The 17,630-nt window shown below is 41.7% G+C and carries 16 protein-coding genes; 9 read left to right on the top strand and 7 right to left on the bottom strand.

Annotated features, from left to right (window positions below; all coding sequences use genetic code 11):
• Nucleotides 1-4: 4 nt before the first annotated feature.
• Entirely contained in the window at nucleotides 5-1,852 is a 1,848-nt protein-coding gene (gene recQ / locus AAEY98_RS06280; protein WP_192116157.1) for a DNA helicase RecQ, read from the bottom strand.
• A gap of 199 nt (nucleotides 1,853-2,051) precedes the next feature.
• Between recQ and AAEY98_RS06275 the strand changes: the two genes are divergently transcribed.
• Both AAEY98_RS06275 and rarD read left to right on the top strand, forming a co-directional pair.
• Nucleotides 2,052-2,516 (top strand): thioesterase family protein, encoded by a 465-nt coding sequence (locus AAEY98_RS06275; RefSeq protein WP_162024097.1) that lies wholly within the window; start codon nucleotides 2,052-2,054, stop codon nucleotides 2,514-2,516.
• Between the two features lie 125 nt (nucleotides 2,517-2,641).
• Nucleotides 2,642-3,550, top strand: a complete 909-nt coding sequence (rarD, locus tag AAEY98_RS06270; protein WP_101088519.1) for an EamA family transporter RarD — start codon at nucleotides 2,642-2,644, stop codon at nucleotides 3,548-3,550.
• A gap of 114 nt (nucleotides 3,551-3,664) precedes the next feature.
• Here rarD and argA read toward each other — a convergent pair whose 3' ends face one another.
• From argA to radC, 4 genes are all read right to left on the bottom strand, one after another.
• Nucleotides 3,665-4,984: an amino-acid N-acetyltransferase gene (argA, locus tag AAEY98_RS06265; RefSeq protein WP_011639235.1), complete on the bottom strand. Its 1,320-nt coding sequence runs from the start codon at nucleotides 4,982-4,984 to the stop codon at nucleotides 3,665-3,667.
• A 478-nt stretch (nucleotides 4,985-5,462) separates the two neighbouring features.
• Nucleotides 5,463-5,636: a 50S ribosomal protein L33 gene (rpmG, locus tag AAEY98_RS06260; protein ID WP_011494790.1), complete on the bottom strand. Its 174-nt coding sequence runs from the start codon at nucleotides 5,634-5,636 to the stop codon at nucleotides 5,463-5,465.
• Nucleotides 5,637-5,642: 6 nt separating this feature from the next.
• Nucleotides 5,643-5,879 (bottom strand): 50S ribosomal protein L28, encoded by a 237-nt coding sequence (gene rpmB, locus AAEY98_RS06255; protein WP_011639236.1) that lies wholly within the window; start codon nucleotides 5,877-5,879, stop codon nucleotides 5,643-5,645.
• A gap of 121 nt (nucleotides 5,880-6,000) precedes the next feature.
• Nucleotides 6,001-6,678 (bottom strand): RadC family protein, encoded by a 678-nt coding sequence (gene radC, locus AAEY98_RS06250; RefSeq protein WP_351015652.1) that lies wholly within the window; start codon nucleotides 6,676-6,678, stop codon nucleotides 6,001-6,003.
• A gap of 502 nt (nucleotides 6,679-7,180) precedes the next feature.
• Here radC and coaBC point away from each other — a divergent pair.
• The 6 genes from coaBC to folE all read left to right on the top strand — a co-directional run bounded on the left by coaBC (nucleotide 7,181) and on the right by folE (nucleotide 14,835).
• Nucleotides 7,181-8,377, top strand: coding sequence for a bifunctional phosphopantothenoylcysteine decarboxylase/phosphopantothenate--cysteine ligase CoaBC (gene coaBC / locus AAEY98_RS06245; RefSeq protein WP_351015668.1), 1,197 nt, complete (start codon nucleotides 7,181-7,183; stop codon nucleotides 8,375-8,377).
• Nucleotides 8,374-8,832 (top strand): dUTP diphosphatase, encoded by a 459-nt coding sequence (dut, locus tag AAEY98_RS06240; protein WP_351015649.1) that lies wholly within the window; start codon nucleotides 8,374-8,376, stop codon nucleotides 8,830-8,832. Before coaBC ends, dut begins: the two co-directional genes overlap by 4 nt.
• 35 nt (nucleotides 8,833-8,867) lie before the next feature.
• Nucleotides 8,868-9,461 carry a nucleoid occlusion factor SlmA gene (gene slmA, locus AAEY98_RS06235; RefSeq protein ID WP_011639240.1) on the top strand — a complete coding sequence of 198 codons (594 nt, stop codon included), beginning with the start codon at nucleotides 8,868-8,870 and terminating at the stop codon, nucleotides 9,459-9,461.
• A 168-nt stretch (nucleotides 9,462-9,629) separates the two neighbouring features.
• Complete coding sequence (locus AAEY98_RS06230; RefSeq protein WP_242445218.1) at nucleotides 9,630-11,582, top strand: alpha/beta hydrolase family protein; 1,953 nt, start codon at nucleotides 9,630-9,632, stop codon at nucleotides 11,580-11,582.
• 447 nt (nucleotides 11,583-12,029) lie between these two features.
• On the top strand, nucleotides 12,030-14,006 hold the full coding sequence (locus AAEY98_RS06225) for an alpha/beta hydrolase family protein (protein ID WP_101088523.1): 1,977 nt from the start codon (nucleotides 12,030-12,032) through the stop codon (nucleotides 14,004-14,006).
• 178 nt (nucleotides 14,007-14,184) lie between these two features.
• Nucleotides 14,185-14,835: a GTP cyclohydrolase I FolE gene (gene folE / locus AAEY98_RS06220; protein WP_011639243.1), complete on the top strand. Its 651-nt coding sequence runs from the start codon at nucleotides 14,185-14,187 to the stop codon at nucleotides 14,833-14,835.
• Nucleotides 14,836-14,918: 83 nt separating this feature from the next.
• Here the strand turns inward: folE and pyrE are convergent, their stop codons facing one another.
• Both pyrE and rph read right to left on the bottom strand, forming a co-directional pair.
• Nucleotides 14,919-15,560: an orotate phosphoribosyltransferase gene (pyrE, locus tag AAEY98_RS06215; RefSeq protein ID WP_101088525.1), complete on the bottom strand. Its 642-nt coding sequence runs from the start codon at nucleotides 15,558-15,560 to the stop codon at nucleotides 14,919-14,921.
• Between the two features lie 72 nt (nucleotides 15,561-15,632).
• Nucleotides 15,633-16,346 carry a ribonuclease PH gene (rph, locus tag AAEY98_RS06210; RefSeq protein WP_011639245.1) on the bottom strand — a complete coding sequence of 238 codons (714 nt, stop codon included), beginning with the start codon at nucleotides 16,344-16,346 and terminating at the stop codon, nucleotides 15,633-15,635.
• A gap of 176 nt (nucleotides 16,347-16,522) precedes the next feature.
• Between rph and AAEY98_RS06205 the strand changes: the two genes are divergently transcribed.
• Entirely contained in the window at nucleotides 16,523-17,386 is an 864-nt protein-coding gene (locus AAEY98_RS06205) for a YicC/YloC family endoribonuclease (protein ID WP_182744054.1), read from the top strand.
• Nucleotides 17,387-17,630 lie beyond the last annotated feature (244 nt).

Here is a 17,630-nt window from a genome sequence, read left to right as displayed (position 1 = left end):
ATCACTAACCTTTGGTCAAATAATCAGAAATTTCATCTAAAAATTCGCCACCAAATCGGTCAAGCTTAATCTGCCCAACACCATTTACCGCGAGCATCTCGCCAGGGCTTGTGGGCAGCATCGCACACATCTCTGCGAGTGTTGCGTCGTTAAAGACTAAATAGGGTGGAATGTCATTTTTCTCAGCTAGTTCGCGACGCAGTAATTTTAATCGAGCAAACAACTTACGATCATACTGTTGCGGTGCACGTCCATTGGGTTTGCGCTTTACATCAATCAATTGAATCCGAGGTTCCGCTAACATTAGCGATAACTCAGCTTTAAGGATTGGTCTTGCGGCAGGGTTAAGCTTAATTGCAGAGCCGCGGGTAATATCCTGACTCATCAAACCTAAATGAATTAATTGGCGGATAACACTGAGCCAAAACTCAGTTGATTTATCTTTACCAATGCCCCATGTCGATAACTTATCATGGCCTCTATCCACTATGTTGGCCGCTTTTGAACCGCGCAATACTTCAATTACATGGTGGATACCAAAACGTTGCTGTAAACGATAAATACAAGACAGTACTTTTTGCGCATCTTCAGTACCATCATATCGCTTGGGTGGATCAAGACAGATATCACAGTTACCACAAGGTTTTGATGCCACTTCATCAAAGTAGTTTAACAACACTTGGCGACGACACGTTTGCGCTTCAGCAAATGCTGCCATGGTATGCAATTTATGAAATTCGACTTGTTGTTGAGGCCCAGGTTCAGATTGCTCAATCAAATGCCTAACCCGGCCTATATCGGCAGGATCAAATAACATATAAGCTTCTGCATCTAAACCATCGCGGCCTGCACGGCCTGTTTCTTGGTAATAAGCTTCAATGCTTTTAGGAATATCGTAATGCACCACAAAGCGTACGTTAGATTTATTAATCCCCATGCCAAAGGCCACCGTAGCCACCACAATATCGATTTGATCTTTTAGAAATTTATCTTGAACGTTACCACGCTCTTCCTGGCTCAAACCGGCATGGTATGCTTGAGCATTAAATCCTTGTAAGCGTAAACGCTCGGCCACCTCATCAACTCGACGACGACTGCTGCAATACACAATCCCACTAGTGCCATTTTGAATAGTTAGAAACTGACGTAATTGATTAGCCGCATTAAGCTTTTCAGCCACGGTATAACGGATATTTGGACGGTCAAAACTCGACAACAAGGTATAAGGGGTTACCCCTAAGCGCTCGCAAATACTCAAACGCGTGGCATGATCTGCGGTTGCAGTTAAGGCCATTAAAGGTAAGTAAGGAAAATATTCTTTTAACTGCCCTAATGCCGCATATTCAGGTCTAAAATCATGGCCCCATTGGCTAATACAATGGGCTTCATCAACTGCAAACATTGAAACATCAACCGATTGCAGACGCTCAATAAAATCAGGACGCAAAAGTCGCTCTGGAGAGACATACAACAATTTAATCTCACCAGCATGTAATTTACGTAACACCTCAGCACTTTGCTCACGCGGTAAAGATGAATTGAGATAAGCAGCTGACACACCACTTTGCAGTAAACTGTCGACTTGGTCTTTCATTAACGAAATTAATGGCGACACCACCACGGTCACACCAGGCAACACAATAGCAGGCAATTGATAGCACATACTTTTGCCGCCACCGGTAGGCATAATCACTAAGGTATCTTGGCCCTGTAAACTTTGCTCAATGACTTCTCGCTGCCCTTCACGAAAGGCACGATAACCAAAAACTTGCTGCAAGCTCGCTGCAAGTACATCTTGCTCTGTCGTCAACACATCTGAGGACGCAATATTGGTCGAAATCGGAGTATCCATTAACAACATCATCATTCAAAGGGCACTCATTTTAAAGCACTGAGCCACAGATGTCTTGAACCAAAACACCTTTGCGTTGTTTTCATCCAAGATAGATGATTGAGTCGACGCCACTTTAGGGTTAGATTAAATACTCTATGGCAGTAAGTCTCCCCTATAAATAACAACGATAATAAGAATAAAACGACAAGGATTGCTCATGACCACATCTATTCAAACTCAAGCTTTACAGCAAGTTGCTGATATTTTTGATCAACATGTTCCATTTCATAATTTACTCGGTTTAGATATCAAACACTACGACATCAATGGGGTTGAAGTGGTGATAAAAATGAAACCCGAACTTATCGGCAATATTCATCAAAATATTCTTCATGGTGGTGTCACTGCGACATTACTTGATGTTGTCGGCGGACTGACGGTATTTGCTGGGCTAGTTGCCAGTAGAGAAGATTGGACTCTTGAAGAATTACAACAACGCTTAACCACCTTAGGCACTATTGATATGCGGGTCGACTTTTTACGTCCCGGTCGGGGTGAAATCTTCACTGGCACTGGCACGGTTATTCGCTCTGGTAATCGTGTATCCGTTTGCCGGATGGAATTACACAATGAACAAGGTGTTCACATCGCATTTGGAACTGGCACATATATGGTGGGCTAAACGGTCATTATCGCAATATATAACTGACACTCTAGCGATAAAAGAAATCGCTTAAGCACTTGTGTCATTCTAGGGGGCGACCTACAATCGCCCTCTCTTTTAGTTCTCCCCACTGTTGACTGACTATGCCTGATTTAGAATATCGTAAAGGGGTGCTTCTCGCCATTTGCGCCTACACCATCTGGGGTATTGCCCCGCTTTATTTCAAGTTATTACATCATGTCCCTGCCACCGAAATATTAATGCACCGTGTCATTTGGTCATTTATATTCATGGTTATTTTGATGCAATTTATTGGTGGATTTAGCCGTTTACGTTTAATTTTAAAACAGCCCAAGCAATTACTAATATTGCTGATCACCTCTATATTAATTGCCGCTAATTGGCTGATTTTTATTTGGGCAGTCAACAACGACCACATGCTCGATGCTAGCCTAGGCTATTTTATCAACCCGTTGTTTAACGTCTTATTAGGAATGGTATTTCTGGGTGAGCGCTTGCGAAAATTGCAATGGGTTGCAGTGGCGTTGGCCAGTATAGGGGTACTAGTGCAGTTGATCTCTTTTGGCTCTATTCCGCTTTTATCATTAGCCTTGGCAGCCAGCTTTGGGTTTTATGGTTTACTGCGCAAAAAAGTTAATATTGACGCAAAATCAGGTTTATTAGTCGAAACAGCAATCTTGTTACCTATCGCTCTGGGTTATCTATTCATCACCTTAGACAGTTCGACAACGAGCATGCTAACCAACACTCTCGACCTCAATTTACTCCTAGTCGCTGCGGGTATTGTCACAACGATTCCGTTACTGTGTTTTGCTGGTTCCGCTGTCAGAATTCCATTTTCGATTTTAGGTTTTTTCCAATATATTGGCCCAAGTATCATGTTCATCTTGGCGGTAAAACTGTTTAATGAACCGTTTGATATAGAAAAAGGCATTACCTTTGGATTTATTTGGGGCGCGTTAGTTATCTTTGTTGGCGACATGATATTGCAACGTCAACGACGTAACGCCTTAGCCAAAGCGTCAGCATAATAAGCTCTACAATGGGAAAATGAAGTCACTCAAAGCACTGATGCTTCACCCACAAAAAAGCCGAATGATTTTATACTCATCCGGCTTTTTTATGTGTTAACGGCCTTGTTACTTCTACAAATCTAACGCAAGAATTTTTGAACGACGCTGATAGTTATACAGCTGTTTTTTCTTATTCGGCAGTTCTTCAACATCAACAATATTAAAGCCATGCTCTAAAAACCAATGGATACTACGGGTCGTTAACGCAAATAGACGTGAATAACCACGCACGCGAGCTTGGCCAATAATGTTATTAAGCAAAATGCTACCACGATCAGCATCGCGATAATCAGGATGAACCACTAAACACGCAAACTCACCCGCATTGTCTTCTTCAAACGGATACAAAGCTGCACAACCAATCACTAAGTTGTCGCGCTCAACCAGCATAAACTGTTCAATTTCCATCTCGAGTTGCTCGCGTGAGCGACGCACCAAAATGCCTTGCTCTTCCAATGGGCGAATAAGGTTTAAGATACCGCCTATGTCGCTAATAGTCGCTCTACGTAAACGTTCGGCGCTTTGGGTAACAATTTGGGTACCAATCCCTTCGCGTGAAAACAACTCTTGCAGTAACGCACCATCTTCTAAATAACTGACTAAGTGGCAACGAGGTACACCTCGGCGGCATGCTTCAATACTGGCTTTTAAGAATGCAACGGTGCCAACTGAAGTATGGTCATCTACAGCCATCGTCTTAAGCATTTCTTCAATATCGTCCGGCATCAGCTCGGCAATCACTTCACCATTTTTACCGATAAGGCCGTTGGTATCACTAAAACCAATAATCTTATCGGCCTTTAACTTAATCGCTACTTGGGTCGCAACTTCTTCAGCGGTCAGGTTAAAGCTTTCACCTGTAACAGAAGCGGCAATTGGCCCCATTAATACAATACCGTTATTGTCTAATTGACGACGTAAGCCTTGCGCATCAATACGGCGCACCTTGCCACTTAAACAAAAATCGACACCGTCATCTACACCTAATGGTTGTGCAATAACAAAATTACCACTCACAAGGTTTATTTGCGCATTTTGCATTGGCGTATTGCCCAAGCTCATCGACAACCTAGCAGTAATATCAAATTGAGTCGCCCCAGCAACCTGCTTGATAATCTTCAGGGTTTCATCATCGGTAATACGAATACCATTGTGATATGCCGGCTCAATTCCAGCCGCCTTTAAACCTGCGTCAATCTGTGGTCTTGCTCCATAAACTAATACCACCTCAATCCCAAGTGAATGCAACAAAGCCACATCATTTAAAATACCGCGGAATTGTGGGTGCGCTAATGCTTCACCACCCAACATAACGACAAAAGTTTTACCTCTATGAGCATTAACATAGGGTGCAGAATGACGAAATCCATCAACTAATTCAGTGGTTCTCACGGGCAAATTCACCTCGGTATAGGTTTGATGTTCATTAATGACGATGACAATAAATGCCACATGACGGTTTGCTGTATCAAAAAAGAATGGTATTGCATTTTAATTCACTTTTAAAGCATTTTATTTCACTTTAAGTAAAACACAGTGTCTCAATTTATTATGAAAAAATCATTACAGCCAAAAAGTTAGCTTGTTTTAGCCGTTAATAATACTTTACGCATTTAATTATGATATTTGCATCACATCTGTATAGCAATATTTCAACATAATGGCGATATGACCATGCGGAAATGGCTCAATAAAATCCAATGACATTAGCCATGCACCTCGTGACATAAACAACTGCTGTATAGACTAAATTCAGAACCTGACTAACGGTGTTTACTCAGCTGATTATTGTTCGATTCAGTATAGACTATTTTCAAACAGGCATAAAAAAAGCCCCAATTAAGGGGCTTTTTTAAGAATCAAAAATCAATTACTTGATTTTAGCTTCTTTGTACATAACGTGCTGACGAATGACTGGATCAAATTTCTTGATTTCCATTTTTTCAGGCATGTTACGCTTGTTCTTTTCAGTAGTGTAGAAGTGACCAGTTTTAGCACTAGATACTAATTTGATCTTCTCACGATTACCTTTAGATTTAGCCATTTTCTATTATACCTTCTCGCCACGGGCACGAAGTTCTTTAACAATCACTTCAATACCTTTCTTGTCGATAATACGGATACCTTTAGTAGATACACGTAATTGCACGAAACGCTTTTCTTCTTCTAACCAAAAACGGTGGTTTTGTAGGTTAGGTAAAAAACGACGACGAGTCGAATTTTTTGCGTGCGAACGGTTGTTACCAACCATTGGCTTCTTGCCAGTTACTTGGCATACTCTTGACATGTCAATCTTCTCCAAAACAAATTTTTAACGCTCGAGCATTAATGTGCCTCGTATGGCCGTCGCCCGAGGCACAAAGAGGGCGCATTTTATACACGATTGACCATAGAAGATCAAGCAGTGTTTATACAATCCACCCACGCTCGGCAAAGGAGACTATCTCCTGATCACCTACAACCATATGATCTAACAAAGAAACATCTATGGTTGCCAATGCATTTTTTATTCGCTCAGTTATTCGCCGATCAGCCTGACTTGGCTCTGCAATGCCAGACGGGTGATTGTGACACACAATTACCGCTGCCGCTTTTTTCTCCAAAACAAGGCTTACAACCTCGCGAGGATAAACAGAAGCAGAATCGATGGTGCCACGAAATAATTCTACAAATTGAATGACTCTATGTTGGGTATCCAACAATAGTAAGGCGAACACTTCATAGGATCGGTCTGCCAATTGTCTCATTAAATAGTCCCGAGTTAAATCAGGATTTGTCAAAATTTGCCCTCTTTGTAGATTTTCATGGGCAATTCGCTTAGAAATTTCCGCTGCAGCCTGTAATTGAGCATATTTTACCGGCCCAACACCGGCTAATTTACATACTTGGCTTTTAGGTGCACTCAGTAAACTGCGCAAACCACCAAACTGATTAATCATGTTTCGGGCTAAATCCACTGCATTTTGCCCTGGAAGGCCGTTACGTAATATCACCGCAAGCAATTCTGCATCCGAAAGATGCCCTGCACCTTTGAGCAATAATTTTTCTCGCGGTCCTTCTCCTTGTGGCCAATCTTTAATTCCCATGAATGTCCCTTATATTCAATGTGGCGATGCCATTAAACGCATTAAGTCGACTCTGAATAACAAAAACAACGCAGAATCAGCAAGCACAGTACCAATAACGAATTGTTGTCTTTTTCAAAAATAGAGTTCGAATTGCTTATACCAATCTCATTAAATATCTGATCAGTTCAGAGTCTCTCAGGTTTTTTAATTCAAGGCGCATTGATGTAGAAATGGCTGTTCCCTTTTAAATCGATGCAACACAGAAGTGGAATACCTGAGAGACTCCTTTCTGGCGGGTTTCAAAGTACTTTATGCTTCGTTAGATGTTTTCAAAATAGAATCACTATTCGCTTCAATCATCTGCCTTGCCTACAGCACTTTGAACTCCCGCTGAAAGATCACATATTTAATAGGATTGGTATTACACAGTATGGTCGATATTTTTGAGATTGGATCTGCGCAAATTGTCATAGCTTTGTGATATTGTTAGCCGCAATTAGGTTTGAGTCGGATAATGTGCATCATGCTGACAAATAAAAAAGTATTACTCGGAATTGGTGGCGGTATTGCCGCATATAAAAGTGCAGACTTGATCCGCCGATTAAAAGAGCGTGGCGCAGACGTGCGTGTCATCATGACTCAGAGCGCGATGGAGTTTATCACCCCATTAACCATACAAGCGCTCTCAGGCCATCCAGTAGCCTCAGATTTGCTCGATCCCGCAGCAGAGGCGGCTATGGGTCATATCGAACTCGCTCGTTGGGCTGATGTTGTATTGCTTGCACCTGCTACGGCAAATTTAATGGCACGTATTAATGCCGGCATGGCAGATGACTTGTTAACAACAACCTGTTTAGCGACCAGCGCCCCCGTCATTGTTTGCCCTGCAATGAACCAGCAAATGTACCAAAATATTGCGACCCAAGAAAACATGGCTAATTTAGCCCGTAAAGGCTTTACCATTTGGCAACCCGCCTCAGGTAATCAAGCATGCGGTGAAGTCGGCCCTGGCAGAATGCAAGAACCCGTGGTTATGGCAGAACAACTGATACAATTTTTTGGCCCCAAGATATTACAAGGTCATCAGTTACTCATTACCGCAGGGCCAACGCGTGAAGCGATTGACCCAGTGCGCTATATCTCCAACCACAGCTCAGGAAAAATGGGTTTCTCTATAGCCCAAGCAGCTGCGGAAATGGGTGCAACCGTCACATTAATCTCAGGTCCGGTTAATCTAGCCACGCCAGCAGGTGTCACACGTATTGATGTGAGTTCAGCACAACAAATGCTTGATGCTGTGATGGGGCAGGTTGAACAACATGATATTTTTATTGGCTGCGCCGCAGTAGCCGATTATCGAATAGCTGATGTCGCAGATCAAAAAATCAAAAAATCGGCTGAACAAATGCAACTTGCGCTAGTGCGGAATCCTGATATCTTAGCCACGGTAGCTCAGCATACTCCTCGTCCATTTACGGTAGGCTTTGCAGCAGAAACCAACGATGTAGAGCAATACGCTAGGGGCAAACTGCAACGCAAAAAGCTTGATATGATTGCCGCCAATGATGTTTCTATTCAAGGCTTAGGCTTTAATGCCGATAGCAATGCACTACAGGTATTTTGGCAAGACGGCAGCCAACAACTGCCCGCAACAGACAAACTGACACTGGCGCGCCAATTACTTACATTGATAGAAAAACAATTAAAAAAATCATGAAAACACCCATTGAACTAAAAATTATCGACTCACGTATAGGCAGTGAATTCCCATTGCCAGCTTATGCGACACCCGGTAGCGCAGGCATGGATTTACGTGCCATGATCGACGCCGCAATGGTCATTGAGCCAAGTCAAACTGTATTGATTCCAACAGGTATCGCCATTCATGTGGCAGACCCAGGCCTTGCCGCTGTGATTTTACCGCGCTCAGGCATGGGCCATAAACATGGCATTGTTTTGGGTAATCTAGTCGGCTTAATTGACTCCGATTACCAAGGACAGTTAATGGTGTCATGTTGGAACAGAAGTGATAAACCATTTACTCTCGAAATTGGCGATCGATTAGCCCAATTGATGTTTGTACCCGTTGTACAGGCAACGTTTACCGTAGTGGATGAGTTTAATAGCTCAGATCGTGGAGAAGGCGGTTTTGGTCATTCAGGCACCAAATAACCTTTTCAAGTAGTCACTGAGCCAAGGAACAGATAATGGCTGAAAGCCCTAAAATAAATCGTCGTGAGCATATTTTACAATGCTTAGCACAAATGCTCGAAACCAGCCCAGGTCAACGTATAACAACAGCAAAGCTCGCCGCCGAAGTGGGCGTGTCAGAAGCTGCTCTGTATAGACACTTCCCCAGTAAAGCGCGGATGTTTGAAGGCTTAATCGAATTTATTGAAGATGCGATTTTATCACGCTTAAACATCATCATGGACGAAGAAAAAGACACCATGACCCGCTGCCAGTTGGTATTACACCTGCTATTAGTATTTTCTGAACGTAACCCAGGCATCTCAAGGGTGCTTAATGGCGATGCCTTGCTAGGTGAAAACGAGCGTTTACGCAGTAGAATTGACGTATTATTTGCCAAAATAGAAACACACATCAAACAAATTCTACGTGAAAAAACCTTGCGTGAAGGCGTAGGCTTTAATATCGATGAAGCTATTTTAGCTAACTTGTTGCTAGCCTTTGCAGAAGGACGTATTTCACAATTTGTCCGCAGTGAGTTTAAACAAAAGCCAACACAACACTTTGATGAACAGTGGACGTTTATTCAACAGCAATTGTTAAGAAGTTAATATCGCATCAATAAAGGATGCTAGTTCGGTCCTTTTGCTGCCAATGCTACTTACTCTTCCTTTACCCTTAAACCGTATCAGATCGAATATTTATACCACATAAAAACGAAGTAAGAACGAACGATTAAACAAGGATGTCTCATGATTTTCACCAAATACCTAACCATTATGTTACTTGTCTGTGGTGGCCTATTCACCCATGCATTTGCAGCAGAAAGCCTTTCTACTGCACGACTATTTAGCCGAGGGGCTGAATTTAGCAATGTAAAAATATCTCCAACAGGCGACTATATTAGTGCAATAACCAAACATAATGGTAAAGACAAGCTACTAATATTAAATGCAAAAACAAAACAAATACATCACGCGATATTTTTCCCTGGCAATGCCCAAGTAGGTAATTACGCTTGGGTCAATAATGAAAGAATCGTACTGCAAAAAGAATATTTAAAAGGTTGGAGTGACGTACCGCTGTATTATGGTGAGCTAATGGCTGTTAATGCCGATGGCTCAAGAGCAACTTACCTTTTTGGTTTTAATAGCGGCGAGCAACAAACTGGTTCACATCTGAAGAAAAATACCCCCATAAGAGCAACGGCATTTATTTTAGATCCCCTTCCCGATGACGACCGCTATATGCTCGTCAATGCAATCCCATGGAATGAGTCTAATTCTTTAAACTATGAATTATCACAGACTGTATACCGTGTAGATTTATACAAAGGGTTCCGCAGAAAAGTCACCACTTCGCCTATAGGTTACTCTCGATTTTTAACCGATCACGATGGTGAAGTACGCTTTGTTGCAGGCGAAGATGAAAACAACATAACAAAAGTATTTTATCGTCAAGACCGCGAATGGCTTAACACCGATAACCTCAAACTCAATTTGGATGATTTCTACCCAATATCTTTTGCCGAAAATAAAAACAGTATTTATGCAGCGGCTCGGGTAAAAGGCGAAACCTTAGGGATTTATGAAATCAATCTAGAAACAGGTGAAAAAACACAAATTATTAAAGATGACAAAAGTGATCCCAGTAATTACTGGATAAACCAAGCTACCAAAAAACTCTATGCAGTTGAATTTGAAAATGGTTATCCGTCTTACGCTTTCGTCAATCCAGAAGACAGTCATTCAAAATTGCTAAAGCAGTTGCTCGCATCATTACCTGGCCATCAAGTTCGTATTGTTAGCGAAACTCGTCATTCAGAAAAACTCATCGTGGTGGCATTTAACGATCGAAATCCCGGTGATTATTATATATTTGATACCAAGGCCATCACACTCCAACACTTAGCCTCTGCCAAGAAATGGCTCGACCCAGCGCGAATGTCAGAAGTGAAGCCAATTAGTTTTACCAGCCGAGACGGTAAAGTCATTAGCGGTTATTTGACATTACCTTATGATAAAGAAGCGAAAAACCTCCCTCTTGTAGTCAATCCCCATGGTGGTCCGCATGGAGTAAGAGATGAATGGGGGTTTAATACTCAAAACCAAATGCTAGCAAATCAAGGGATGGCTGTATTACAAGTCAATTTTCGTGGTTCAGGTGGTTTTGGACAAAACTTTGAACAAGCTGGATTCCAAAAATGGGGTTCAGAAATACAATATGACATTCTCGATGCCACTCATTATGTCATTGAGCAAGGTTATGTAGATAAAAACCGTATCTGTATTTCTGGTGGTAGTTTTGGTGGTTATAGTGCATTGCAAAGCGCAATACTTGAACCCGATCTGTTCAAATGCGCTATCGGTTTTGCAGGGATTTATAATTTAGAACTGATGTTCGATGAAGGAGATATTGCAAATAGTGCTTCGGGTACTAGTTACCTTAAAAATGTTTTAGGTCAAAATAGTGAAGTACTAAGGGCGATGTCTCCCTCAGAAAATGTAGATAAGCTGAAAGCAAACTTGCTTCTAGTGCATGGCGGTGACGATGAACGAGCGCCCATTGAACAACTAGAATCACTAGAAAAAGCCCTTAAAGCACATGATTATCCCTATGAAAAACTGGTGATGGATGATGAAGGCCATGGTTTCTACAATGATGACAATCGTGCCCAATATTATGAAAAAATGCTTCTATTTCTTAAAAAGAACCTAAACATTAAATCGTAATGAGCTAATGAGCTAATGAGCTAATGAGCTAAAAAATATTATATCAACAAGCCGATACCCGGCAAACGGGGTCGGCTTTTTTTGTACCTGCGTTATGACTTTCAAGCAAATTCAACCGCGCAAAGAGGCCAACCAAACGGGTATCAACATAAATTGGAAGTCGTAATATACGTCCATATTTCCACCTCATCTCAATGAATAAATAATGAGTACGTATTGCTCCGACCACTTGAATTAAATACAATACCGTTACATTTTTAACATTAATTACACGGACTGTATTTATGCTGCGCATTTTATACCTCACATGTTGTTTCTTCTGAATAAAAATACTGATACAACTTAATCTTTCTTTGATTGAAATAAATACTCTTTTATTTTAAAATTGCGCCAGAAACAAATAGGCAACAATAAAAACAAAAACACAACAAACCACAAGGATGTACAATGAAACTATCCAAGCTTATCGCTTTGGCTTTATTACTTTACCCTGCCTTCATAACATCATCTTTTGCATCTGACACACTAACAACTGCAAAATTGTTTAGTAAATCGTCTGAATACAGCAATGTTAAATATTCACCTAGTGGTGACTATATCAGTGCAAAAACAATCAATGACGATAAACGTATTTTAATTATTTTAGACGCAAAAACCTTAAAAATTGTCCATGCTATTCAATTTGGTACTAATGCCCAAGTCGGAAATTATGTATGGGTAAACGATGATCGTATTGTATTTGAAAAAGAGTACTTAAAGGGTTGGGATGATCATCCTCAGTATTACGGTGAACTAATGGCCGTAAACGCTGATGGTTCTCAAGCTGAATATCTTTTTGGCTACGAAAATAACGAACAGCAAACTGGCTCAAGCATTAAGAAAAAAACTCCTTACCGCGGTACAGCATTTATTTTAGATCCTTTACAAGATGATGACAGATACATGCTTGTCCAAGCGCTGCCTTGGGGGGCTGGAAGTACTTCAACAGCAGATAACCTTCATATTGTTTTTAAAGTTGATGTCTATAGAGGCACACGCCGAAAAATTACCTACGCGCCTATTAGCTATTCACAATTTATTACTGATCACGATGGCGAAGTTAGGCTTGTTAAAGGTACAAATAAAGACGATATTGAACAATCTTTTTATTATAAATCAGGCGACTGGATTAATATTGATCAGCTTAATCTCGGTCTAGATGATTTTACTCCAGTGGCATTTACCAAGGATCCAAACATAATCTATGCCGCGGGGCGAGTTAACAACCAAACACTGGGTATTTATACTGTTAACCTCACCACCGGTGACAAGAAATCGCTAATAAAAGATGAATTAGTCGATCCTAGTCAGCTTTGGATTAGTGAAGTATCAAAAGAACTTTATGCGGTTGAATATGAAGCAGAATACCCAACTTATGCCTTTGTTAATCCAGACAATCAACAAGCAAAAATTCTAAAAGATTTAATAGTAGCCCTTCCCGGCCATCAAGTGCATTTAGTCAGTCAAACTCGCAATGGTAATAAGTGGATAGTGTTTGCCTTTAATGATCGCAATCCAGGCGATTATTACACTTTCGATGCTGAAACAATGAAACTTGGATATTTAGTTTCAGCAAGAGAATGGTTAACACCAGATGATATGGCTGAAGTTAAGCCGATTAAATTTACTAGTCGAGACGGACAAACTATTCACGGTTATCTGACGTTGCCAAAAGGCAAAGACGCTAAAAACTTACCTCTAGTGGTAAACCCCCATGGTGGTCCACATGGCATTCGAGATTGGTGGCAATTTGATCCACAAAACCAAATGCTTGCAAAAGAAGGTATTGCTGTTTTACAAGTCAATTTCCGTGGCTCTGGTGGTTATGGAGATGACTTTGAATTTTCCGGATATAAGAAATGGGGTGCTGAAATACAATACGATATTATTGATGCCACTAACTATGTCATTGAACAAGGCATAGTCGATAAAGATCGTATCTGTATTGTCGGTGGTAGTTTTGGTGGATACAGCGCACTCCAGAGTTCGATTCTTGCACCTGATTTATTCAAATGCGCAGTAGGTTTTGCTGGTGTATATGATCTAGCATTAATGTTCCATAAAGGTGATGTTTCAGATCGCCGGATGGGCTTAAGTTATTTGAAAAAAGCACTTGGTCAAGATGCCGCTATCCTGAAAGCTATGTCACCATCAGAAAATATCGACAAGCTAAAAGCTAAGCTATTAATTGTACATGGCGGTGAAGATGAACGAGCGCCAATTGAGCAATATGAAGCACTAGAGAGAAAGCTGAAAGCTTATGAGTACCCATTTGAAAAAATGATATTAGACGATGAAGGTCATGGCTTCTACAACGATGAAAATCGGGCTGAGTATTATGACAAAATGCTTAAGTTCATCAAAGAGAACCTAAACGTAAAGTAGATATCGCTTAGACGTTTAACCACAAAAAGCCGATACCCGACTAACGGGGTCGGCTTTTTTGTTACCTACAGTATTAATTTAGCGCAAATCGCGTTATTCTCCTCGTCCCTTAACGGGCGCCCAAGTGGGTATTAACGTACACTCATATAAACAGTGATATCGAGTAGTTGGAGGATATATGGCACTCAGTGAAGCCGCAATAAAAGTACAAGCAGCGCTAAAAGACCGTGGGTTAGAAACCCCAATGCTGCCAAAAACTTCCACGCCTGAAGAACGTAAAGTCAAAATTGAACACCATATGCGTGAAATCTTGACCTTAATGTCACTCGACCTAACCGACGACAGCTTAGTTGATACTCCTCGTCGTATCGCAAAAATGTATGTCGACGAAATATTCTCTGGGCTTGATTACGAAAACTTCCCTAAGATCACGGTTATCGAAAACAAAATGGGTGTAGATGAAATGGTGCGTGTACAAGACATCAGTCTTACCAGCACCTGCGAACACCACCTAGTGACCATTGATGGCTTCGCAACGGTGGCTTATTTGCCACGCACAAAAATTATTGGCTTGTCTAAAATCAATCGTATCGTGCGCTTCTTTTCCCAACGCCCACAAGTACAAGAGCGCCTAACCCAACAAGTGTTAGTGGCACTGCAAACTCTACTTGAAACCAAAGACGTTGCGGTAAAAATGGATGCGGTACATTACTGCGTTAAATCCCGCGGCGTCATGGACTCAACTAGCTCTACTACCACTACAGCGCTTGGCGGTATTTTTAAATCAAACCCAGCTACCCGCGCCGAGTTTTTACACCAAGTAAAATAATGTGGTAAATAACACGCAAATAAAAACGCAGCCACCGATGTTGTCATCTAGGAGCTGCGTTTTTGTTTTAAATTTGAATAAGATTAAATGCCGTATTGCTCACGATACGCGCTAACTGAAGCAAGTTCTGCTTCCATACCCGGCTTTTCAGACAAGTAACTGATTAAATCAGCAAGCTTAATAATCGACACAATCTGACAACCAAAATCGCGTTCAACTTCTTGAATCGCCGACAGCTCGCCCTTACCTTTTTCTTGACGATCAAGTGCAATCAACACACCAGCAAGTTGGGCATTGTGGGCATTAATAATTTCCATCGATTCACGAATAGCCGTACCAGCGGTGATCACATCGTCCACCAACATGACTTTGCCTTTTAACTCGCTGCCCACCAAACTGCCACCTTCGCCGTGGGTTTTGGCTTCTTTACGATTAAAGCAGTAAGGAATATCCACATCGTGATGATCGCATAACGCTACAGCTGTGGTTGTCGCTATCGGAATACCTTTATACGCTGGGCCAAATAACAAATCGAACTCAATACCCGAGTCCATTAACGCCGCAGCATAAAAGCGACCTAAACGCGCTAAGTCTTTACCCGTATTAAACAATCCTGCATTAAAAAAGTACGGACTCGTACGGCCAGATTTAAGGGTAAACTCACCAAAACGTAATACTTGGCGGGCTAAAGCAAACTCAATAAATTCGCGTTGATAGGCTTTCACGGTTATTCCTCTTTCATCAAATTTTAGATTAAAAAAAAGGACCGTAATCGGTCCTCATTTTTCAACAGCATATTAACTTAATGCGGCTTTTTGCACATCGACAATTTCGCGAATACTGTTTTTAGCTAACACTAACAACTCAAGTAACTCTTCATGGCTAAATGGTTCGCCTTCTGCAGTACCTTGAATTTCAATAATCTTACCGGTTTCTGTCATCACAACGTTCATGTCAGTTTCAGCAGCGCTGTCTTCAATGTATTCTAAATCACTGATCGCTTCGCCTTTGTAAATACCAACACTAACAGCAGCAATTAAAAACTTAAGTGGGTTAGCTTTAATAATGCCTTTACCACGAGCCCAGTTAAGCGCATCAACTAACGCCACACAAGCACCAGTAATAGCCGCAGTACGCGTACCGCCATCAGCTTGAATAACATCACAATCGATAACGATAGTGTTTTCACCTAACAACTTCATGTCTACAGCTGCACGTAATGCACGACCAATTAAACGTTGAATTTCTTGAGTACGGCCAGACTGCTTACCACGAGCCGCTTCACGGTCCATGCGGCTGTGAGTTGAACGCGGTAACATACCGTATTCAGCAGTTACCCAACCTTGGCCTTGGCCTTTAAGAAAACGTGGAACGCCTTCAGTGAAACTTGCTGTACATAATACTTTTGTGTCGCCAAACTCAACTAAAACAGAGCCTTCAGCATGTGCAGTAAAAGAACGCGTAATAGTGATAGGGCGAGTTTGAGCTGGTGTACGGTTACTTGGGCGCATGAAAAGTCCTGTAGTCGAATTCATATCATATTTGAGCCCATATTATAGAGCTTCACGCCGTTAGATGCCATGGTAAGCAGCGATAAGCCACAAATCTATCGACTAATCCTTTAATCCCATCCGCTAAAACGGCTATAATCAACTCACATTCGCGTAATAACATAACAGGACACTTCATGATCCAAAGCATGACAGCCTACGCTCGTATCGAGCACAAAGCACAATGGGGCACCGCCTCATGGGAAATCCGTTCAGTCAACCAGCGCTACTTAGAAACCTACCTGCGCCTACCTGAGCAGTTTCGCAGCTTTGAACCTGTCTTACGCGATCGCTTACGTAAACGCCTTAACCGCGGCAAAATCGAAGTTAATTTACGTTATGAACTCGCCGACAACAGCAGTAATGAATTACAACTGAATCAAGATTTAGCCAAACAGCTATTAAGTGCAGCAAACTGGTTAAAACAAGAAGCCGGACAAGGCGAACTCAGCCTAACAGATATACTGCGCTGGCCTGGCGTTCTATCCGCAGCAGAGCAAGATATGGATAGTGTAGGTGCCGATTTAATGATCGCGTTCGACAGTGCCATCGATCAGTTTATCGAAGCTCGCGGCCGTGAAGGTGAAGCGATTAAAGACATGCTACTGACCCGTTTAGACGGCGTAATGGAGCAAGTGAAGGTTGTGCGTGAACACATGCCAACGGTAATGCAGTATCAACGCGACAAATTAACTAACCGCTTAGCCGATATTGCTGGTGAATTAGACCCTGCCCGTATCGAACAAGAAATGGTGTTATTGGCGCAAAAGCAAGATGTTGCCGAAGAAATGGACCGCCTTGAAGCTCACGTAACTGAAGCTCGCCGCATCCTTAAAAAAGGTGGCAGCGAAGGCCGCCGTCTAGACTTCATGATGCAAGAGTTTAACCGTGAATCAAACACCCTAGCCTCTAAATCAATCAGCGCAGAAATCACTTCTGCCGCAGTTGAATTAAAAGTACTGATTGAGCAAATGCGCGAGCAGATCCAAAACGTCGAGTAAGCTTAAAGCTTGGACGTAGTAACATTAAGCCCAGCATTTGCTGGGCTTAATTTTTTGGATTTTAGGTTTGGATTTTTCAGCCAATGCTGAATATGTTAATGAGTAAACAGCTCAGGCTTACATGCTGTAAGCATTAAAATACAACTTACACGCTGTAACCGTTAAGGTGAGATTTACTCGCTAAAGCGTGTGAAAAATATCAACATTCTCTCGCCGTCATTTATAGAGACCCATCATAAACAGC

Source organism: Shewanella sp. AC91-MNA-CIBAN-0169 (assembly GCF_040310165.1).
Lineage (GTDB): Bacteria > Pseudomonadota > Gammaproteobacteria > Enterobacterales > Shewanellaceae > Shewanella.
The sequence above is the reverse complement of the archived record's forward strand: the minus strand, read 5'-3'. Positions and strand labels throughout refer to the sequence as shown.